This window comes from Paraburkholderia sp. 35.1 (genome assembly GCF_050436525.1).
Lineage (GTDB): Bacteria > Pseudomonadota > Gammaproteobacteria > Burkholderiales > Burkholderiaceae > Paraburkholderia > Paraburkholderia tuberum.
Genome location: NZ_JBNDMJ010000003.1, coordinates 3515432 through 3535237, shown reverse-complemented (window position 1 = coordinate 3535237; position 19806 = coordinate 3515432). Strand labels below are relative to the sequence as shown.

At 64.0% G+C, this 19806-nt stretch carries 15 protein-coding genes, 2 tRNA genes, 4 pseudogenes and 1 riboswitch; of the genes and pseudogenes, 7 read left to right on the top strand and 14 right to left on the bottom strand.

Annotated features, from left to right (window positions below; all coding sequences use genetic code 11):
* Positions 1-7: 7 nt before the first annotated feature.
* The 3 genes from rpiA to rnr form a co-directional block, all read right to left on the bottom strand.
* Complete coding sequence (gene rpiA / locus OKW27_RS36520; RefSeq protein ID WP_429336310.1) at positions 8-703, bottom strand: ribose-5-phosphate isomerase RpiA; 696 nt, start codon at positions 701-703, stop codon at positions 8-10.
* A gap of 374 nt (positions 704-1077) precedes the next feature.
* Positions 1078-1821: a 23S rRNA (guanosine(2251)-2'-O)-methyltransferase RlmB gene (gene rlmB / locus OKW27_RS36515; protein ID WP_026225426.1), complete on the bottom strand. Its 744-nt coding sequence runs from the start codon at positions 1819-1821 to the stop codon at positions 1078-1080.
* A 132-nt stretch (positions 1822-1953) separates the two neighbouring features.
* Complete coding sequence (rnr, locus tag OKW27_RS36510) at positions 1954-4437, bottom strand: ribonuclease R (RefSeq protein WP_167368643.1); 2484 nt, start codon at positions 4435-4437, stop codon at positions 1954-1956.
* 413 nt (positions 4438-4850) lie between these two features.
* Here rnr and OKW27_RS36505 point away from each other — a divergent pair.
* Both OKW27_RS36505 and OKW27_RS36500 read left to right on the top strand, forming a co-directional pair.
* A tRNA-Leu gene (locus tag OKW27_RS36505) sits at positions 4851-4937 on the top strand.
* Between the two features lie 226 nt (positions 4938-5163).
* A tRNA-Leu gene (locus OKW27_RS36500) sits at positions 5164-5250 on the top strand.
* A gap of 1106 nt (positions 5251-6356) precedes the next feature.
* Here the strand turns inward: OKW27_RS36500 and OKW27_RS36495 are convergent.
* The 3 genes and pseudogenes from OKW27_RS36495 to OKW27_RS36485 all read right to left on the bottom strand — a co-directional run.
* Positions 6357-6515 (bottom strand): annotated as a pseudogene (locus OKW27_RS36495) (ABC transporter substrate-binding protein); the annotation flags it as partial.
* 71 nt (positions 6516-6586) lie between these two features.
* Positions 6587-7396 (bottom strand): ABC transporter ATP-binding protein, encoded by an 810-nt coding sequence (locus tag OKW27_RS36490; protein WP_429336309.1) that lies wholly within the window; start codon positions 7394-7396, stop codon positions 6587-6589.
* A gap of 20 nt (positions 7397-7416) precedes the next feature.
* Positions 7417-9630: a TonB-dependent receptor gene (locus OKW27_RS36485; protein ID WP_429336308.1), complete on the bottom strand. Its 2214-nt coding sequence runs from the start codon at positions 9628-9630 to the stop codon at positions 7417-7419.
* Positions 9631-9904: 274 nt separating this feature from the next.
* Positions 9905-10048: riboswitch (cobalamin riboswitch) on the bottom strand.
* A 188-nt stretch (positions 10049-10236) separates the two neighbouring features.
* Between OKW27_RS36485 and OKW27_RS36480 the strand changes: the two are divergent.
* A pseudogene (locus OKW27_RS36480) lies at positions 10237-10467 on the top strand (SET domain-containing protein); the annotation flags it as partial.
* 47 nt (positions 10468-10514) lie between these two features.
* Here OKW27_RS36480 and OKW27_RS36475 read toward each other — a convergent pair.
* Positions 10515-10937, bottom strand: a complete 423-nt coding sequence (locus OKW27_RS36475) for a hypothetical protein (protein WP_429336652.1) — start codon at positions 10935-10937, stop codon at positions 10515-10517.
* On the opposite strand from OKW27_RS36475, the gene OKW27_RS36470 reads away from it, so the two are divergent.
* The 4 genes and pseudogenes from OKW27_RS36470 to hisI form a co-directional block, all read left to right on the top strand.
* Positions 10911-11180, top strand: a complete 270-nt coding sequence (locus OKW27_RS36470; protein WP_429336307.1) for a hypothetical protein — start codon at positions 10911-10913, stop codon at positions 11178-11180. The genes OKW27_RS36475 and OKW27_RS36470 overlap by 27 nt on opposite strands.
* Positions 11181-11221: 41 nt before the next feature.
* Positions 11222-11749: a Fur family transcriptional regulator gene (locus tag OKW27_RS36465; RefSeq protein WP_143037154.1), complete on the top strand. Its 528-nt coding sequence runs from the start codon at positions 11222-11224 to the stop codon at positions 11747-11749.
* A gap of 118 nt (positions 11750-11867) precedes the next feature.
* Entirely contained in the window at positions 11868-12092 is a 225-nt protein-coding gene (locus OKW27_RS36460; protein WP_090804297.1) for a hypothetical protein, read from the top strand.
* A gap of 46 nt (positions 12093-12138) precedes the next feature.
* Positions 12139-12549: pseudogene (gene hisI, locus OKW27_RS36455) on the top strand (phosphoribosyl-AMP cyclohydrolase); the annotation flags it as partial.
* A 13-nt stretch (positions 12550-12562) separates the two neighbouring features.
* Here the strand turns inward: hisI and OKW27_RS36450 are convergent.
* The 7 genes and pseudogenes from OKW27_RS36450 to OKW27_RS36420 all read right to left on the bottom strand — a co-directional run.
* The gene (locus OKW27_RS36450) at positions 12563-13927 is read right to left on the bottom strand and encodes a dihydroorotase (RefSeq protein WP_429336637.1); all 1365 of its coding nucleotides are present in this window, start codon (positions 13925-13927) and stop codon (positions 12563-12565) included.
* Complete coding sequence (locus OKW27_RS36445) at positions 13921-14493, bottom strand: 6-pyruvoyl trahydropterin synthase family protein (RefSeq protein ID WP_429336306.1); 573 nt, start codon at positions 14491-14493, stop codon at positions 13921-13923. Before OKW27_RS36445 ends, OKW27_RS36450 begins: the two co-directional genes overlap by 7 nt.
* A gap of 16 nt (positions 14494-14509) precedes the next feature.
* A complete protein-coding gene (locus OKW27_RS36440) occupies positions 14510-15070 on the bottom strand; it encodes a carbonate dehydratase (RefSeq protein WP_090804292.1) in 561 nt (186 codons plus the stop codon).
* Positions 15067-16479: a cysteine--tRNA ligase gene (gene cysS, locus OKW27_RS36435; RefSeq protein ID WP_429336305.1), complete on the bottom strand. Its 1413-nt coding sequence runs from the start codon at positions 16477-16479 to the stop codon at positions 15067-15069. The genes OKW27_RS36440 and cysS overlap by 4 nt, the downstream gene beginning before the upstream one ends.
* Positions 16476-17669: a CobW family GTP-binding protein gene (locus OKW27_RS36430; RefSeq protein ID WP_429336304.1), complete on the bottom strand. Its 1194-nt coding sequence runs from the start codon at positions 17667-17669 to the stop codon at positions 16476-16478. Before OKW27_RS36430 ends, cysS begins: the two co-directional genes overlap by 4 nt.
* Before the next feature lie 140 nt (positions 17670-17809).
* Positions 17810-19030 (bottom strand): zinc metallochaperone GTPase ZigA, encoded by a 1221-nt coding sequence (zigA, locus tag OKW27_RS36425; RefSeq protein ID WP_429336636.1) that lies wholly within the window; start codon positions 19028-19030, stop codon positions 17810-17812.
* A gap of 45 nt (positions 19031-19075) precedes the next feature.
* Positions 19076-19702: pseudogene (locus OKW27_RS36420) on the bottom strand (DUF1826 domain-containing protein); the annotation flags it as partial.
* Positions 19703-19806: the final 104 nt, after the last annotated feature.

Sequence of the window (19806 nt, the reverse complement as noted above, 5' to 3'; positions counted from 1 at the left end):
CATTCGCTTAATTCTGGCCGTACGTGATCGTTTGCACGCCGGTGTCCGTGCCGAGCAGGCACAGGTTCGCGCCGCGGCCCGCGAACAGGCCGACCGTGACGACGCCGGGCCATGCGTTGATATGCGCCTCGAGCGTGCGCGGGTCGCTGATGCTCAAGCCCTTCACGTCGATGATCTCGTTGCCGTTGTCGGTGATGAACGGCACACCCTCTTTCGTCACACGCACGACGGGCACGCCGCCGAGCGCCGTCACGCGCCGGCCGATCGCGGTGCGCGCCATCGGCACGACTTCGATTGGCAGCGGGAAATGGCCCAGCGTCTCGACGATCTTGCTCGCATCCGCGATGCAGACGAATACTTCCGACACCGACGCGACGATCTTCTCGCGCGTGAGCGCGCCGCCGCCGCCCTTGATCATCGCGCCGCTGTGATCGATTTCGTCGGCGCCGTCGACGTACACCGGCAGCGAGTCGATCTCATTCAGGTCGAGCACCTTGAAGCCGTGCGATTGCAGACGCGCGGTGGTGGCGAGCGAACTCGACACCGCGCCGCGATAGCGGGATTTGGTGGCGGCCAGCGCGTCGATGAAGCAGTTCGCGGTGGAGCCCGTGCCGACGCCGATCACCGAGCCTTGCGGCACGTTGGCATTCACGTAATCGGCGGCGGCCTGGCCGACCAGTTGCTTGAGTTCGTCTTGAGTCATGGGAGAGGCGGGGAAAGCGTGAAAAACCCGTAGTTTACCGGAGTGGCGCGGAGAAGGCCCGGTTTGGGTGGCTTTGTGCCGCGGACCACGCTTGTTTGCCGGACACGATTGGACACATTGAGACACAGGAATCATCCATCGCCATCACGAATTGATCGGCGAAATTGATCTATTCATGAATGCGCACCCGATGGACCTTGATCCCGCTTTCGAAAGGGAATACGACACTGGCTTTTGCGCCAAATTGTGGGGCTACACTAAAGCGCCTCCTGCGCAAATAGCTGTATTTTCCGCACTCAAAGCAAAACGCCCGGAACCATCACCGCGTTCCGGGCGCCCACAATCGGCCAACAACAAGAACGACGACAGAAAAACTACTTCTTCACCGCCCGCTGCCGCACAGCCTCGAACAGACACACTCCGCTAGCCACGGATACATTCAAACTCTCCACCGTCCCCGCCATCGGAATGTTCATGACGACATCGCAGGTTTCACGCGTCAGGCGTCGCATGCCCTCGCCTTCGGCCCCCATCACGAGCGCCACCGGCCCGTCGAGTTCCGTTTCGTAAACGCTCTTCTGGGCGTCGTCGGCCGTGCCGACCACCCAGACACCCGCGTCCTTCAGTTCGCGCAGCGCGCGCGCCAGATTCGTGACCGTGATGTACGGGACCGTGTCGGCCGCGCCGCTCGCGACTTTCGCGGCGGTCGCGTTCAGTCCCACCGCGCGATCGCGCGGCGCGATCACCGCGTGGGCGCCGGCCGCGTCGGCGACGCGCAGGCAGGCGCCGAGATTGTGCGGATCGGTCACGCCGTCGAGCACGAGGATCAGCGGCGAGCCGCTGATGCCGTCGAGCAGTTCGGCGAGATTCTGCGCAAGCGGCAGATCGCCCGCGCGCGCGACCACGCCCTGATGACGTTCCGTGCGCGCGAGGCCCCACAGACGCGTTTCGTCGGCGGCGATCAGACGCACGCCCGCGTCCTTCGCGGCCTGCAGGAATTCGGTCATACGACGGTCCTTGCGCGTCGCGTCGTAATAGACATCCTCGACCGTCGACGCATCGTGCCGGATACGCGCGGTCACTGCGTGGAAACCGTATAAGACCTTATGACGTGCCATGACTGAACAACCTTTGATGGGGCGCGCATTCAACGCGCGCCACTGTGATGAATATGAAACCAAAAGGCAGACCGCGCGCAACCGGCACGTACTCACGTGCCCGCTGCGCGCGGTCCTGGCGCTGTGAAAGCCTCAGCGCTTCTTGCGTGCCTGCTTCGACGCCGCCTTGGTCGCGACACCGTGCTTCCTCGCCACGCGCGCTTCCTTGACCGCCGCGCTCTGCGCGGGCGCGGCCCTCTTGCGCCGCGGACCCGGCACCGACGCGCCACTTTCCACCGGCGGCATCACGCGCACGCGCGGGCCAGCGCCTTCTCCCTTGTCCGCCGCGATACCGCGTGCCAAAGGCGGCTTGATCGGCGTATCGCGCACAAGGCGGAAGTCGATCTTGCGCGCGTCGAGATCGACGCGGCTCACCTGCACGCGCACGCGATCCGACAGCCGGTAGCGAATGCCGGTGCGCTCGCCGCGCAGTTCGTTCTTGATCTCGTCGTACTGGAAGTAGTCGGAGCCGAGTTCGGTCACATGCACGAGGCCTTCGATGAACAGCGAATCGAGCTGCACGAAAATACCAAACGACGTGACGCCGTTGACCATGCCGCCATACTCTTCGCCGAGCTTGTCGCGCATGAAATAGCACTTGAGCCACGCTTCGACATCGCGCGATGCTTCGTCCGCGCGGCGCTCGTTCGCCGAGCAGTGCAGCCCAAGTTCTTCCCAGATCGCCACGTTGTTCGCGCGCCCGCGGGCGCCCCGCTTTTCCTCGTCGGCCTGTTGCATCGCGCGGGCGCGCGGCGACAGTGCGGTATTGAGCTCGACGCCGTGCGGCGGCTGCGGCTGATACTTGCGGCCCTGCAGGATCGCGTAGATCGCGCGATGCGTGAGCAGGTCGGGGTAACGGCGGATCGGGCTCGTGAAGTGCGCGTAGGCCTCGTAGGCGAGGCCAAAGTGGCCGATGTTGTCGGGGCTGTAGACCGCCTGCTGCATCGAGCGCAGCAGCATCGTCTGCAGCATCGAGGCATCGGGCCGGTCGCGGATCTGCGCCATCAGTGCGGCGTAGTCGCTCGCGTGCGGCGTGTCGCCGCCGCCGAGCGTCAGGCCCATGCCGCGCAGGAAGGTACGCAGGTTCTCGAGCTTTTCCGCGCTCGGGCCCGCATGCACGCGGAACAGGCCCGGATGCTTGTTGCGCTTGAGGAAGTCCGCCGCGCACACGTTCGCGGCCAGCATGCATTCCTCGATCAGCTTGTGCGCATCGTTGCGCGTGCGCGGCACGATCTGCTCGATCTTGCCCTGCGCGTTGCAGACGATGTACGTCTCCGTCGTATCGAAGTCGATCGCGCCGCGCTTCTGACGCGCCGCGAACAGCGCCTTGTAGACGCCATACAGATTCTGCAGTTGCGGCAGCAACGCGGCGCGGCGGGTCGCTTCCGGGCCTTTGGTGTTTTTCAGCACCGCGGCGACTTCGGTGTAGGTGAGCCGCGCGGCCGAATGCATGACGCCCGGATAGAACTGATACGCCTTCACGTCGCCACGCGCGGTGACGATCATGTCGCACACGAGCACGCAGCGGTCGACTTGCGGATTCAGCGAGCACAGTCCGTTCGACAGCTTCTCCGGCAGCATCGGGATCACGCGGCGCGGGAAATACACCGACGTGCTGCGCTCGATCGCGTCGGTATCGAGCCCGCTTTGCGCAAGCACGTAATGCGACACGTCCGCGATCGCGACGATCAGGCGGAAGCCGTCGCCGCGGCCCACTTGCACCGGCTCGCAATAGACGGCGTCGTCGAAGTCGCGCGCGTCCTCGCCGTCGATCGTGACGAGCGGCACGTCGCGCAGATCGACGCGATGGCGAATGTCGGCCGGGCGCACTTCGTCGGGCAGCTTCGCCGCTTCGGCCAGCGCGGCCTCGCCGAACTCGTGCGGCACGCCGTACTTGCGCACCGCGATTTCGATTTCCATGCCGGGGTCGTCGATATCGCCCAGCACTTCGACCACACGGCCGAGCGGCTGCGAATGACGGCTCGGAAAATCGGTCAGCTCGACCACCACGACCTGGCCAACTTTCGCCTTGCGGGTGTTCTGCGTGATCAGGATGTCGTGGCCGATGCGCTTGTCTTCGGGCGCGACGATCAGCGCGCCGTTCTCGTTGAGCAGACGGCCGATCACGCGCTTGTTCGCGCGGTCAGTGACTTCGACGATGTGCCCTTCGGGCCGCCCACGCCGGTCATAGCCGACGATGCGCGCGAGCACGCGGTCGTTGTGCATGACCTTCTGCATCTCGCCGTTGGGCAGGAACAGGTCGTCCTGGCCGTCGTCGCGAATCAGGAAACCGTAGCCGTCGCGATGGCCCTGGACGCGGCCCGCGACGAAGTTCGACGGATGGGTCAGTTGATAGAGATTGCGCTGATCGAGCCGGATCTGGCCGTCGCGCTCCATTGCGCCGAGACGCTTGAAAAATCCTTCGCGCTCCTGGCGCTTGATCGACAGGGCTTCGGCGATGTCGTTCGCGGCAAGCGGCATTTCGCTCGTGCGCAGCACGCCGAGGATTTCTTCGCGGCTTGGAATCGGATACGGAAATTTGCTCAAGGGCTTGTCGATGATTTTTTCTCGTTGCATGGACGTCGGTCGGCGATGTGATCCGGCCTGCAAGGCGTTTGCGTAATGCGCGCAGTCGCGCTCGGCTGCATCTGCACGGCGGCTGCGCTGGCTCGGTCATTGCACCTGCTGCTTTCTGCTCTTCTGCTCCACTGCGATTTGCACCGGAAACTGCCTGGGTCCGGCTCGTTCGACGCCAGCCGACGCGCGTCTGCCTGATCGCAAGTGACACTCGCGTCGGGACGCCGGATGTGCATCGTGCCAACGAACTACTGCGAGGCATTCTAACACCCGTGTCGGGCGCCACGCGGGCCTGCGGCGGTGGTTGGGACGCATAGTGCGCCGGGCTCGCCGCGAGGTTGAATCGCGTTCGGCAAATCGCTTGACAGGTCGGAATCTGTCGCTATAATTGCGGTCTTTGCTGTTCATCACCTGCCCAGGTGGCGAAATTGGTAGACGCACTAGGTTCAGGTCCTAGCGGTGGCAACACTGTGGAGGTTCGAGTCCTCTCTTGGGCACCAGATTCAAAAGTAGAGCCGCCTTTTGGCGGCTCTCTTTTTTTGTAAGGCCTGGTAGTCGAAATCGTTGTTTGTGTTTCGATTGCCGGATCAGCAGGACGGTGGTTCAGTAGCGATTGCATTACTTCGCTGCGCGTTCAACCGAGCGGATGAGAAAAGCAAGTTTGTTTGAAGCAGGAATTGACAAACTTAATCATCTTGCTAAAATAGCCGTCTAGCTTGAAGACGTGCCCAGGTGGCGGAATTGGTAGACGCACTAGGTTCAGGTCCTAGCGGTGGCAACACCGTGGAGGTTCGAGTCCTCTCCTGGGCACCATAAAAATAGATCCAGATCAATTAGTTGATGACGTTTGTGAAAAAGCCCGCTTTGCGGGCTTTTTGTTTTTGAAAGCGCCTGGAAGGTATATGCGTTCCACTAGAAGGCAATGTCGAATGAGTACGTTTTCGAGTACACGAAAGTTCGAGCTCCGGAAAACGTACTCACCGCACGCCTGGCATCTTTCCCTCCCCGATAACCGGGCACCACACATGAGGCAAAGTTTGTCCTTCACCACTTTGCCGCTCTATGCCGCATGGCCCACACCGTGCGTCACAAAAGATCGCTGACGAGTTACTGCGCCGGCCTGGCGATCCCGACAATATGCGCCTTAATCTCGTCGCGATCGTAAATTTGAGTTCAGCACAAATTCTTCTGCGTGGTCGCCCCCGTTCACCGACAGGGCTCCTTTGGCAGCAAGCGAGCGTAGGGAACCTGAGGGTTGTGGCTGCCTGGCAGGTTCTCGGTTGCGAGGCACACCAGGCCGACCATGTTCGAATCCGCAGCGGACCGCGCACGGCCCGCGGGCAGCCTGGTCACACCGGCCCTTGGCACGCGAGCGCATCGACCACACGATTTCGCCGCTGAAAACGAATCGATGCGTCGTCTGGCACGGGCGCTGCCCGCCTCGGACGGCGCCATGCTGCAGACGCTCTCCAGACATGGCGCTCGATCTGTGCGAGGCGGGCAGCGCCGGCATCGGCCTGCTGGAACGCAACAGTGACGGCCCCTCAGCCTTCAGATGGATCGCGGTTCCAGGCGCGTGCGTTGGCCTACAGAAACGCCTTGTTAGAGGCTCGCGCCGGCTTTGGGCACGACGTGCATCGCGAGGTCGAATGGGCCGCTCACGACCCACACCGCCCGCATTCAACGCTGAACTTCGTCAGGCTGCCTCACACCTGTTTAGCAGCGCGAGACCTGGGCGTCCGTTACGCACATGAGAGAAGGTTTCGCCGACGGCTTTCCGCTTCAACGGCCTTTAATAGAGAAAGACTCGGCTTGCGCTGCTGTTACTGTTTTGCCGCCCGCGGAGCATCAGGATATAGAGTTTTTCAGGTTTCGGATCCAGCGACGAACTTCTCAATTGCGTCCTTCACCTTCTCGATCCAGCCGCCGATTCCCGTGAACCCCGCCATCCGTGTCCTGAGCCCCAGTGCAAGCATCATCTCCGTCAGATTCGAATCGTTGCTGACCGCCCTGGCCGGCGCACGCGCGAACGTCACATCGCGGTTGCAGCTGCGCACGGTAACCGGATAACGGTCAGCCTGTGCGTACGATGCGGCTACGCAAAAAATGGTGGCCGCCGTCGCGCGCCAGAGGGAAGTCTTCCTTTTCGTCATGTCCCGGACTCCGGTCCTGTAATCAGCGTGATGCGCGGACGTCCCGTCACCGGGTGCCGGTCGACAAGCGCATCGACGCCATACACCGTCTTCAGCAAGGGCTCGGTTAGTACCGCCTGCGGCGCGCCGCACGCGACGATCTCACCCGAGGCAATCACGTACAGCCGGTCGCAGAACGCAGCGGCGAGATTCAGGTCATGAATCGTGGCCAACGTGGTGATCCGCTGCCGCCGCACGAGGCCGAGCAGCTCGATCTGATGCCGCGGATCGAGATGATTGGTCGGCTCGTCGAGCATCAGCACACGCGGCTGCTGCACCAGTGCACGGGCCAGCAGCGCGCGTTGCCGTTCGCCGCCCGACAGCGAAGCGAACGGCCGCTGCCGGTGCGCATCGAGTTCGACATCGTGCAGCGCGGCGTCGACGAGCGCGGTGTCCACGGCGGTGTCGCCGTCGAGCAGCCCCTTGTGCGGCGTACGGCCCATCGCGACGACCTCTTCCACCGTCAGGCCGAAGTCGTCGGGCGGGTCCTGCTGTACCACCGCGATGCGTTGCGCCGCCCAGCGCCCGGACTTGACCCAGACGTCGTCGCCGTCCAGCCTGACGGCGCCGCTGTGCGGCCTTGCGTAACGGAACGCACACCGCAGCAGGCTCGTCTTGCCGCTGCCGTTGGGTCCGATCAGGCCGACGAATTCGCCCGGCTGCACTTCGAGCACGATCCGCCGCAACAGGCTCTCGCCGTCGTCCGGGCGTCTCGCGTCCCGCGACGGCGGCGACCAGCCTAGCTCTTCGATATGCAGTGAGGTCATGGCTTTGCCGATCAATGAGGCTAGAAAGTCATCGTCGCGGTGACCCACCCCGAGCGCGGCGCGCCGAGCAGCCATTCGGTGCCGTCGTTCTGCGTGGAGACCGCATAGGTCCGGTTGGTCAGGTTGCGCAGATAGAGCGCGAGCGTCAGGTTGCGCGTTGCGCGCCACGACGCGGACGCATCGACCAGTGTGTACGACGGAATCGACACGCTGTTCGCGTTGTCGCCGAAGCGCCGTCCGACATACTGCACCCCGGCTCCCGCGCGCCAGCCAGGCGCGAACGCCCAGTCGAGCCACACGTTCGCGGTCTGCTCGGGGATGTTGTAGGGCACGTTGCCCGCGCGCGACACGCTCTGGCCATCGACCGCCTCGTCGAAATCGTCGTACCGCGCGCGCAGCAGCGCCGCGTTCGCCTCGACCGACCAGCCGCCGCCCAGCCGCAGCGCGCCCGACCATTCGACGCCGCGCGACGACTGCCGGCCGACCTGCTCGCTCAGGTCCGGGTTCAGCGGATCGGTGCTCACGAGGTTACGCTTCACGATCTGGTACACCGCGAAGGTCCACGATCCGCGGCCGCCGAGCACTTCCTGCTTGACACCCGCCTCCCACTGCTGACCGGTCGACAGCGTGAACTGACTGTTCGATTGCGACAGCGTAATCAGCGAACTGACGCCGTCGGTGCCGGTCGTGTACTGACCGTACACGGACAGTGTCGGCGTGAGCGAGAACACAAGGCCCGTGCGCCATCCTGTATGGGCGAACGTCCTGTCGAACGACGACGCCGCAGTCGTGGCAGTCGCGAACGTGTCGCGATGCAAGTCGATATGGTCGTAACGCAGGCCACTCACCCACGCGAGCCGCTCGGTCAGCTCGAACCGGTCCTCTGCAAAAAGGGACGCCTGATGCGTGACGGTGCGAAACGCGGGCACGGTCGAATCGGGACTGTCGAACACGCCCGGATCGAAACCGAATGCCGGCACGATCGACGAGCCGCCGTATGGTGAATTGCTTGTATCGACAAACGAGATCACATTGAAGTCCGCGCCGACGACCAGCCGGTTCTGATGGCCCCATGCACGCCCGTCGATCGTCGTGTCGAGCTGGTCGCCGATCTGCCGCTGATGATGGAGGATCTCGATGTAATCGCTGCGCAACACATCGCCATCCGGCTGCAGGGCGTAGCTCTCGCTATCGTGCCAGTGGCGGTTGGTCAGCAAATAATAGAGCTGGTTGCGCACCGTGATGCCAGGCATGGCGTGCCACTTCGCGTTCAGCCGCGTCCACTGGTCGTAATAGGAGATCGCGGAATCGGCGACGTTGTAGTTCTGGTAGCGGAACGCCGGATTGAGCGCACCGTCGAGCACCGGAATCCCGAAATAGCGCGCCGGCTTCTGGCGGCCGTAGTCGTAGTCGAGTGTGAATGACAAGGTCGGATCGACGTCGAGCCGCAATGCGCCGCCGAGCGCCGTGGTATGCGAATCGCCGCGCGGTACCCAGCCGTTCGAGCGGTCATCGCTCACGTAAAAGCGGTATGACAGCATGGGCCCGAGCGCGCCCGTCGTATCGAGCGCCACGCGCTTCTCGCCATAGGCGCCCGCGCCGATCTGGACCGTGGTCGCGTAGTCGCGCTGCGGCGCCTTCGGCACGACGTTGATCACGCCGCCGATGCCACCCTCACCGTAGAGCACCGACGCCGGACCGCGCAGCACCTCGATCCGGTCGACCGACCACGTATCGAACGGAAAGGTCACCGTGCCTGCGCCAGGATACATGCGCGTGCCGTCATAGAGCGTCGTGATCGACTCCGGCCCGCTGAAGCCGCGCACCGAGACCGACGTGCCGCCATTGCCGGGTGCCGCGTCGGTGGCAAATCCGGCCGCACGCGTAATGGCCTCGTTGACCGTGGTGTCGCCGCGCACCTGAATCTGCTCACCGGTGAGCGTCTCGACGCTCGCCGGCGTATCGAGGCTCGACAGTCCAAGCCGGCTGCCGGTACGGATCGGCGTGCTCAGGTCCGGTGTATCCGTATGGCCCGATGCCTGGACCTTAACAGCCGGCAGCGTCTGTGCCGGCTCCTGCGCAGATTGCGTGCTGTCTGCCGCCGGGCCGCTGCCGTCATCAGCAAACGCGGACGACGAGCCGATCAGCCACGCGCAGCCGAGCATCCCTGCTGTGAGCTGACGGCTGCGGCGTCGCTGCGTTCGCGACGGCGAAAGGATCGAGATTTTCTTCATTGTCCTGCTCTCTTTTCTTTTTTCTCTGGCGCTACCGTATGCGGTGCGCCTGTTTTTTATGCGCTCGACACACGTGCCTATCCACCATGTCATCGACGCAGTGAAACACCGCACGATTGCCGGAAACACGAACCAGGCATGCCGTGCTGACCGGCGACACTTACCGGGTCAACACAAACGACGGGAGAAAAAGAGGAAGCAACGGGCAGCCGATGCCCGGTGGACACTGACGATGCAGGTCATGGCGGTTCTCCTGGGGTTTCGCGCCCCATGACAGGTGAAGGAAGACAAGGCCCAGGTCTGACTCCCGGTTTCAGGAAACCGGTCACAGTGGCGCGACCGCGCTGGATTTGCACCAGCTTCCGGGCTTTGCGTGCGCAATTCTAATCGATCGCACACTCAATTCCCCCGCGCCGCGGCCTGGCTAGCGCATGCCTGCCCGTGCAGGCTGCCCGCTTCACGTCCGGGTCATCGCGCCAGCGGTCGGATCGCCCGCGATTTCGGCAGAACGATATCTAACCCGCATCGTAAACGCAACACAGTTGCGATAATTAGAAAAGGGAACGCTATACTTGAGTCTGCTTCACCGCATACATTCCTGCATTCATGCCCCGCCTGATCCAGATCCGACGCAGTCCCATCCATGGCAAGGGTGTCTTTGCCGTTGCCGACATGCCGCGCGGCATGCGCATCATCGAATACAGGGGGGCGCGCATTACCCACCCCGCAGCACGACGCCAGCATCCCGTCAACGCCGAAGACCCGTTCCACACCTTTCTGTTTGCGCTGGGTGACGGCCGCTACTGCATTGATGCGGGCACCGGCGGGAACGCCGCCCGCTGGATCAATCATCGTTGCGCACCGAACTGCGAGGCGGTTGAAGACTACGACCGCCAGGGGATCCTGCGCGTGTACCTCCATGCCGCCGCAGTGAACGATGGAACGAGCTGTGTCATGGCTGTACCCGGCTTGATTTTGCGCTGCTCGATCCAGCCTTCGATGGTCGCCAGCCGGTCACGCCAGCGCGTCGCCGCGCCGACCCGGCAGGCTGGGCCCGTGACGTCGACCGCCTCGCCGCGCTGTTCGACGACTATCGGCCGCGCATCGTCTTCTGCCCGCACGAGCGTGATGGCTCTGCGACGCACATCGGTGTCCACTGGCTCGTATGTGACGCCCTGCAGCACCATACCCACGCCGTCTGGCTTGCGCAGACAGAATTCTGGGGCACGCTTGAGCAGCCCAACACGCTCGTCGAACTCGACAGCTCGATCGTCGCGACCATGATCGAGGCGTTGACCTGTCACCATGGTGAAATTGCCCGCAACCCCTATCACCTGCGCCTGATGTCATGGCTCGCGGACAGCGTGCGACGCGGTGGCGAGGCTGTGTTCGGTGCCGGAATGCAACCGCCGTCCTTCGCCTTCGGCGCGTTGTACCGGCTCGAGCGCTCGGCAGGCGGCCGGCAGACGGCAGTCGGGCGTCCGATGGCCATCGCTGCGGAGGATGGCCTGCAACCGCTGTTCGACCAGGGCATGCCGCCAGGTCCATGACGACGACCATACGACACGCGTGGCCTTGCCCGCGCGGGACGATGTATCATTCCATCATTGGACAGTTGCATCCACGGTCATCCATGCCTACCCGCCACTCTCCGCGCAAACATCCACCACACGCTCCTACCGACTGGCCATCGCGCCTGCGCGAGGCGGGGCTGCGCTCCACCGCGCTTACCGTTGCCGTGCTCGAGCGCCTGGAGGGCGCCGAACAGCCCCGTTCGCACGAAGAACTCGCCCGCGATCTGGGCGCCGCTACAGGCGCGGGAAAAGTGGATCGCGTGACCCTCTACCGGATCCTCGACCGGCTAACTGCCGTTGGCCTGCTCACCCGAATCCAGGGATCTGACCGGGCCTGGCGCCATGCAATCGCAGAGCACGAGACCTCCACTGGTTATTTCGAGTGCGATCATTGCCACAACATTTCTGCGCTTCCGGAAGATCCGGAACTGGCCGGTGTGCTCGCCCGGATAGAGCGCAAGCTTAGCCGCCGCGGCGTTCATAGCACGAACTCTGCCGTCACGATTCACGGTACCTGCCGCGACTGCTCGACCCACGGCGTGTGAGCACGCAAGATCATTGCACCTGATTCGGCGGGTCCGAAATCAGGTTATTAACGCCACTTTGTTGCATTAATAACCAACCCTGCTACCATGGGATTTTCCGCTGGCGCCCGCCGTACCCATGACCTCGCCGATTCCCCAGAGCTTCGATGACTGGCAGCACTGCATTGAGCACGAGTGCGGCATCACGCTGACGCCGGCGTTCATCCAGGCACGGCTGGCCGTACTCGGCGACCCCGACAATGCCGAGACACAGCGGTTTGCGCGGCTCTACGGCGAAGTGCACCTGCAAAGGGTGCTGGGCTGGTTTGCTGCCGCGCTGGAAAACACGTCACTTCGGGCATGATGCATCGGGTGTGACATAAACATCCGTCACCGAAGTCGAGGAAGGTCGCTCGCTCTCGCCCAGATTTGGCCCTGATGGACTGATTCCCTGCGTCGTCAGTGATGCGGGCCGGGACGACGTCCTGATGGTCGGCTATATGAACCGGGAAGCCCTTGCGCGGACGATCGAGACCGGTATCGCCCACTACTGGAGCCGCAGCCGCCAGACGCTCTGGTCCAAGGGTGCGACGAGCGGACTGACCCAGCGCGTAGTCGAGATGCGCATCGACGACGACCAGGACGCGCTGTGGATTCGCGTCGAGGTGGCGGGCAGGGGCGCGAGTTGCCACGTCGGTTATCGCAGCTGTTTTTACCGCGCGGTTGACCTGCCCGAAGCAACCTTGCGGTTCACGGAAGGTGCGAAGACGTTTGACCCCGTCGCCGTGTACGGCGACGCGCCCAATCCCACGCAGCTCTGACAGCTTCCGGGCGTCATGCCGGCGTGATCGCCATCGCCCTGTCGAAGCGGACCGGCTGTCCCACTGGGTATCCCTGCACGGCGTCATCGCGCATCACCACACGGCCACGAATGATGGTGGCGACCGGCCACCCCGTCACCCGCATGCCATCGTAGGGCGTCCAGCCACAGACGCTTGCGATCCAGCGGTTCGTGATTTCGCGCTTTGCCTTGAGATCGACGAGCGTCAGGTCGGCGTCGTAGCCCACGTTGATGCGTCCCTTTTCCGCTATCCCGAACACCCGCGCCGGACCCGCGCTCGTCAGTTCCACCAGACGCTGCAGCGACAGCCGTCCCTCGCTGACGTGATCGAGCATGACCGGCAATAACGTCTGCACGCCCGGCATGCCGCTGGGCGACTGCGGGTACGGGCGGCCCTTCTCTTCCAGCGTATGCGGAGCGTGATCACTGCCCAGCGTGTCCACTCGTCCCTCCCGAAGCGCGCGCCATAGCGCCTCCCGGTGCCGGGCCTCGCGGACCGGCGGGTTCATCTGCGCAAGCGTGCGCAACCGCTCATAACATTCGGGCGCACACAGGGTCAGGTGGTGCGGCAATACCTCGACTGTCACCCGGCTCCGGTGCGACGCCAGCAGCGCGATTTCTTCCGCCGTCGAAACGTGCAGGATATGCAGCGGCCGTCCTGTTTCGCGCGCCATGCCGACGATCCTGCGCGTCGCATCGAGCGCGCTATCCACGTCACGCCAGCGCGGATGGTCGCGCACGTCGCCCGATGCTTCTGCGATTGACCGGCGCGCGCGCAGTCTCGCCTCGTCCTCCGCATGCACGGCCACCCGCCGCCGGCCGTGCTCGAGGATGCGCCGTAGTACAACGTCGTCATCCGCGAGCAGATCGCCGAACGAGCTGCCCATAAAAACCTTGATGCCGGCGCAGCCCGGCAACGCTTCCAGGTGGCCCAGCTCACCAGCGTTGACGGACGAGCCACCGATGTAGAACGCGATATCACACCACGCGCGTCCTGACGCTGCCGCGATCTTCCGTTCGAGGTCGTCGCGGCGCAGCGTCAACGGACTGGTGTTGGGCATTTCGAAAACGGCCGTCACGCCACCGAGCACCGCGCCTCGCGTGCCCGCTTCGAGATTCTCCTTGTGCTCGAGGCCCGGTTCGCGGAAATGGACCTGTGAGTCGATCACGCCAGGCAGCACGTGCAGGCCGTGTGCATCCACGACCTGGTCAGCGCTCCAGCCGCGCGCCTCGATCGAAACGATCCGGCCGTCAACGCAGGCAATGTCCGCCTGCCCACTTCCTTCCAATCTGACCACGGTACCGCCGCGCACGAGCAGGTCGGCATGACGGCTCGCTGCGCCCATCGACGTCAGCATGCCGGTGCGCACGCAATAGCGCTGGTCAGTTCATCCAGGATACCGGTCGTCGCCTCCCGGCGCACGGCATCCGAGAATCCGATCAGGGCGGGACTGACCAGCCCCATGCGCGGATTGTAGGCATCGCGCCGGAAGCACTGTGCGTAGCCGGTCGCCGTCTCATGCACGATCACCGACTGGACGGTGACATCCGCCTCGCCGTTACGCATCGGCATCGCACGCATCACCACATCGACCAGCACGAAGAACACGCGCGAGAGCTGCTCCGCGCTGGGCGACACCGGCAGGGCAATCCAGCGCTGCGAATGGCTACGGCACATCTCCATGTACGCCGGGTCGTCGCAGTTCCAGAACACGAGCGTATGGTCGAACGCGTCCACGATCTCCCGGACCTCCCCCTTGAGGAGGCCGAAGTCATAGACCATCTGGCCGTGATCGAGCGCATCGGCCTCGAGAATGATCTCCACGCGATAGGAATGGCCGTGGATCGACCATGCACAACGATGCGATGACGCATGCCGCACGACATGCGCACCTTCAAACGAAAACAGCTTGCGGATCAACATCAGTCATCCCCTACGGTCACAATTCGTTCGCGATGCGGCGGTATCCCTGAACGAGCCTCACATTGGTCTGGGCGACGTCCTCGGAGAACTCCGACGCACTGGCAGTCACCTTCGGAATCGTCGACAGGTCGGTGCCCGGCCCGATGCGCTGGGTCGACGGCACGTAAAAGCCTGCGGGAAGGTTGCAGCCGTCAACTACGGCATTGTGGCGGACCACACAGCCTTCACCGACGGTGCAGTTGAACAGCACGCTGTTAAAGCCGATAAACACACGGTCGCCGACTTCGCAGGGACCATGCACAATCGCGCGGTGAGCGATCGATGTATGGCTGCCGACCGTTACCGCAGCGCCCGACTTCGAGTGGATCACAACGCCATCCTGGATGTTCGAGTGCGCGCCGATATGGATCGGTTCAATGCCGCCCTGCGCATCCGTCTCGTCGGCACGGATCACCGCGTACGGGCCGATGAATACATTCGCGCCGACGATGACCCGTCCGCACAGGATGGCGGTCGGATCAACAAACGCGCTTTCGTGGACCACAGGCAGGTCCCCACGTGGATTTTTGCGGATCATGCCAGGACTCCGTGACTTCGGTGCCAGACTGTCCCTTCCAGCGTGTCCTCGATCTGGATACCGGCGCGCAGCAGCTCGTCGCGCAGCGCATCGGCCTCCCCAAACGCGTACTGCCGGCGTGCCTCGGCGCGGCGGGCCACGATTGATTCCACCCACGCGTCTTCCGTGACGGATGTCGCGTCGATACGGCCGCGCAGTGCCACCAGTGCCTGAGCCGGTTCGTGCTGCAACAGGCCGAGCAGTTGTGCGGACGCCAGCAGGCGCGCCTTCGCCCATTGCTGCGCCGATCCCTGGGAAGCCTGCTCAAGATCCTCCAGCAGCCGATACAGACGGGCGAGCGCGCGCGGTACGTTCAGGTCATTCGAGAGGGCCGCCTCCACCTCGCTGTCGGGTCCGGTCCCAAGATGCGGAAGTCCCGAGACGGCATCGAGCGCCATATAGGCCCGCTGCAGCGTCCGGCATGCCGCCTGTAGCCGCTGCACGCTCCAGTCGAGCGGATGACGGTAGTGGGTCGAAAGCAGCGCCAGCCTGAGCGCCTCGCCGGGCGCGTGCGCGAGCAGATCGCGCACCAGCAGCACGTTGCCGAGCGACTTCGACATCTTCTGGCCGTCCACGGTGACGAAGCTGTTATGTACCCACATCCGGCAGTACGGCTCACCATCGTGCGCGCAGACGCCCTGCGCGATCTCGTTCTCGTGATGCGGAAAGATCAGGTCCTGGCCGCCACCGTGGATGTCGATGGTACGTCCCAGATGTCGCCCGATCATCGCTGAACATTCGATGTGCCATCCCGGGCGGCCGCGCCCCCATGGACTGTCCCAGCCCGAGATGTCGTCGCTCGAAGGTTTCCAGAGCACGAAGTCGAGCGGATCGCGCTTGTATGGCGCCACTTCCACCCGCGCCCCGGCAATCATGTCCCGGGTGCGGCGCCCCGACAGCCGGCCGTACTCCGTAAAGGACGGGACATGGAACAGTACGTGCCCTTCCGCCACATAGGCGTGTTTCCGTTCGATCAGGGTTTCAATGAGCCCGACGATGTCGGGGATATGCTCTGTCACGCGCGGCTCGATATCCGGTGGAAGGACGCCGAGCGCCTGCATGTCCTCGTGGTACGCGTCGATATACCGCGACGTGATGTTGCCGATCGGCACGCCGTCGCGGCGCGCCGTCTCATTGATCCGGTCATCGACGTCCGTGAGGTTGCGCGCATAGAGCACGGAGCGGTAGCGCCTGCGCAGCAGCCGCACGAGCACGTCGAACACGACTGCCGGCCGTGCGTTGCCGATGTGCGCGTAGTTGTACACGGTGGGACCGCACACGTACAACGTGACCGCATCGGGCATGCCGGTCTGCAGCGGTTCCCTACGGCGGGTCAGCGTGTTGTAGAGCGCAATGGGGAGCCTCGTCATCCGGAATGCGTCTCCTGCGCGCGGATGGCGCCCACCTCGCTGAACAGCCGGAAAGTCGATTCGACCGTTTCACGTTCGACCGCGCGGGTAATGAACACGATCCGCGAACGCCGGTCCTCACCCGGCCAGGCGTCGAGCGGCACCGGCGGGTGAAAGACGTGCTGTACGCCATGGATGACGATCGGCCTGTCCTCGCCTTCGACGTTCAGAATGCCCTTGATCCGCAGCATCGACGGCCCCATCAGCGACAGCAGCACGTCGAGCCAGTCGGTCAGTACCTGCTCGGGAATGGGCTCCTCGACCGTGAAGCAGAACGCGCGGATCTGGTCGTCGTGCCGGTTGACGTCATGTGCATGGTCATGATGCGGGTGTTCACCATGCTCGTGCGGCTCATCGGCATGAGCTTCCTGCGCTTCGTGATCGCCGTGTCCGGGCCCGTCACCTTGCGCATGCGCAAGGTGATCCACATGATGGTGGTCGTGATGGGCCCGGCCGTGGTGATGTCCATCGTCACCTGAACCATACTGCTCTTCGGCGAGCCACCGTTCGACGTCCGCAATCTTGCCGTCTGCCGTGAAAAGACCCAGGTCCAGTATCCGGCTTGCCGCCAGCTCACCGTGACTGACGCGGATAATGCCCGCGGCCGGATTGATCGCATGCAGCCGATCGGTGAGCCGTTCCAGCGTCTCCACGTCCACGAGATCCGTCTTGGTCAGCAGCAGCCTGTCTGCCATCGCGGCCTGTTTGACCGCCTCGGCGTGCGCGTCGAGCGTCGCCTCCGCGTTTCGCGCATCGATCGTCGTCACCAGCCCATCGAGCCGGTAGCGCTCGCGCAGGTCGCGATGCGTGGCCAGTGTATGCACAATCGGCGCCGGGTCCGCGAGCCCGGTCGTCTCGATCACTACCCGGCTGAACTGCCGCCGACCGTCGCGCGAGAACCGCCAGTGGATATCCTTGAGCGTGCGGACCAGGTCGCCCCGGATCGTGCAGCACAGGCAGCCGCTGCTCATCTCGACCACGATGTCCTCACGGCTGTGGGCGATGAGCATGTGATCGAGCCCGATCTCACCAAACTCGTTGATGAGCACCAGCGCATCGGCCATTTCCGGCTGCTGCACCAGCCGGTTCAGTACCGTCGTCTTGCCACTGCCAAGAAAACCCGTCAGCAGCGTTACCGGAATAAGGTCCATCGCGCACTCCCCGTGTGGTATGTCCAGCTTTCCAAGATCTAGCGGTTGTGCCTGGGTGCCCGTACGGGACCCGCGCCCCCGCCGCGTCGGGCGTTGCCCACCACGCTGCGAACGACGTGTCGTCGCGCCGGCTCGCGGGGTCATACCGCGCCTTCTTCCTCGGGCACGCGGCCGCCCCACGCAGGGAACGGGTCGTCATACTGCGTCCATGCCTGCGGGCCTTCAGCCATTTCAGCGTCGGTCAGCAGGCACGCATCCAGGCGTTGGCGCAGTGCCGGCTCGTTCATGTCGACACCGATCAGTACCAGTTCCTGGCGCGCATCGCCGACGTCCGGCTCCCAGTTGCGGTTGATGAATTCGAGGGATTCGGGATCGGTCGGCCAGTGCGATTTCGGCACTGCCGCCCACCAGAGGCCCGCCATGCCGTGGCGGCACACCGCGCCCGCCTGCGACCACGAGCCCGCGTGCGTGGGACGGCTCGCGAGCCAGAAGAACCCCTTTGAGCGCACGACGCCCGGCCATTCGCTGTTGACCAGCGCCCCGAAGCGCTCAGGATGCAGCGGACGCCGTGCGCGCCACACGAAGCTGCGGATGCCATATTCTTCCGTCTCGGGCGTGTGCTCCCCGCGCAGTTCCTTGAGCCACCCCGGCGCCTTCGACGCTTCCTCGAAGTCGAACAGCTTCGTATCCAGTACGCGGGCGAGCGGCACGCGACCGAATTCCGAGATCTCGATGCGGGCCCGGGGATTCAGACTGTGCAGGATCGCCATCAGTCGCTCACGGTCAGCATCGCCGATCAGGTCGGCCTTGTTCAGCACGATGACATCACAGAACTCGATCTGCTCGATCAGCAGGTCAACGACCGTACGCTCGTCTTCATCGCCGAGCGATTCTCCGCGCGACTGCAAACTGTCCTGTGAGCTGTAGTCGCGCAGGAAGTTGAACGCGTCGACTACGGTGACCATCGTATCGAGGCGTGCGACATCGGACAGGCTCTGACCGCTCTCGTCGGCAAACGTGAAGGTCTCGGCCACAGGCAGCGGCTCGGAGATCCCGGTCGATTCGATCACGAGCTGGTCAAATCGTCCCTCTTTCGCCAGGCGGTTGACTTCGAGCAGCAGGTCCTCGCGCAGCGTGCAGCAGATGCAGCCATTGCTCATCTCGATCAGCTTCTCGTCGGTGCGCGAGAGCTGCGCGTCACCGTCACGTACGAGCGCGGCATCGATGTTCACCTCGCTCATGTCGTTGACAATGACGGCGACGCGCCGCCCTTCCCGGTTGTTCAGAATGTGATTGAGCAGCGTCGTCTTGCCCGCGCCGAGAAAGCCTGAAAGGACCGTAACCGGCAGTCGTGCATCCATGAAATGACTCCTTGTATTTCTGTATCCGGGGATATCGATCGCAACCATGACGCGGGGGCTGGCGTCGGGCGGCATTGCCGGCGAACGGTGAATCGCCCCGTGCGAGCGCGCATCGGGCCACCGCTCGCCCTTGAGGACGGCAACGGTGAAGGTGGGAATCTCGTGAACGCACGCACTGTCGGGAATCAGGCCCGAGCGTCCGTCCGGCAGGCCGCCGCTGTCCGGCCCGAGCCGGCTGCGATCGGCGCACCGGCGCTCAAGATATTCGGTGCCGGGGCCCCGCCACGTGCATAGCAACCGCGCCGGCACGTTGTCCACGTGAAAGCGCGGGCACGTCGTCTGCCTTGTTACCTCAATGCGTAGCCTTGCACTGCGACTGTCGAGCAGTATGCAGAGCGTCGCCGCAAGCGTTGACAGCTCGCGCCCGAACGCCGCGCACCCCTGCAGCCGTGGCCACGGGCCATCGACCACCGGCTCACCCTTCTTCCACTGCGCCATCCAGCGTGCGGAATCAATACCTGAACGAACGACGGCATCCAGATAGCCGCTCACGCGCGCGTCGCGTAAACGCGCTGCCCACGCGATCTCACGCAGCGGATCGTGGATCGCCGACAGTTCGCCCGCCAGGTTTTCGTACGCCTGATCGCAGACGTCGGCTTCTTGCGCATGCATCACAGCTTCCTTAATCGGGTACTGCATAGGGAGCGGGCTTGCGATGCGCTCCGGCACATCGCCCGAATTATACACAAACGCAACTATGTTGCATTTGCGAAGGT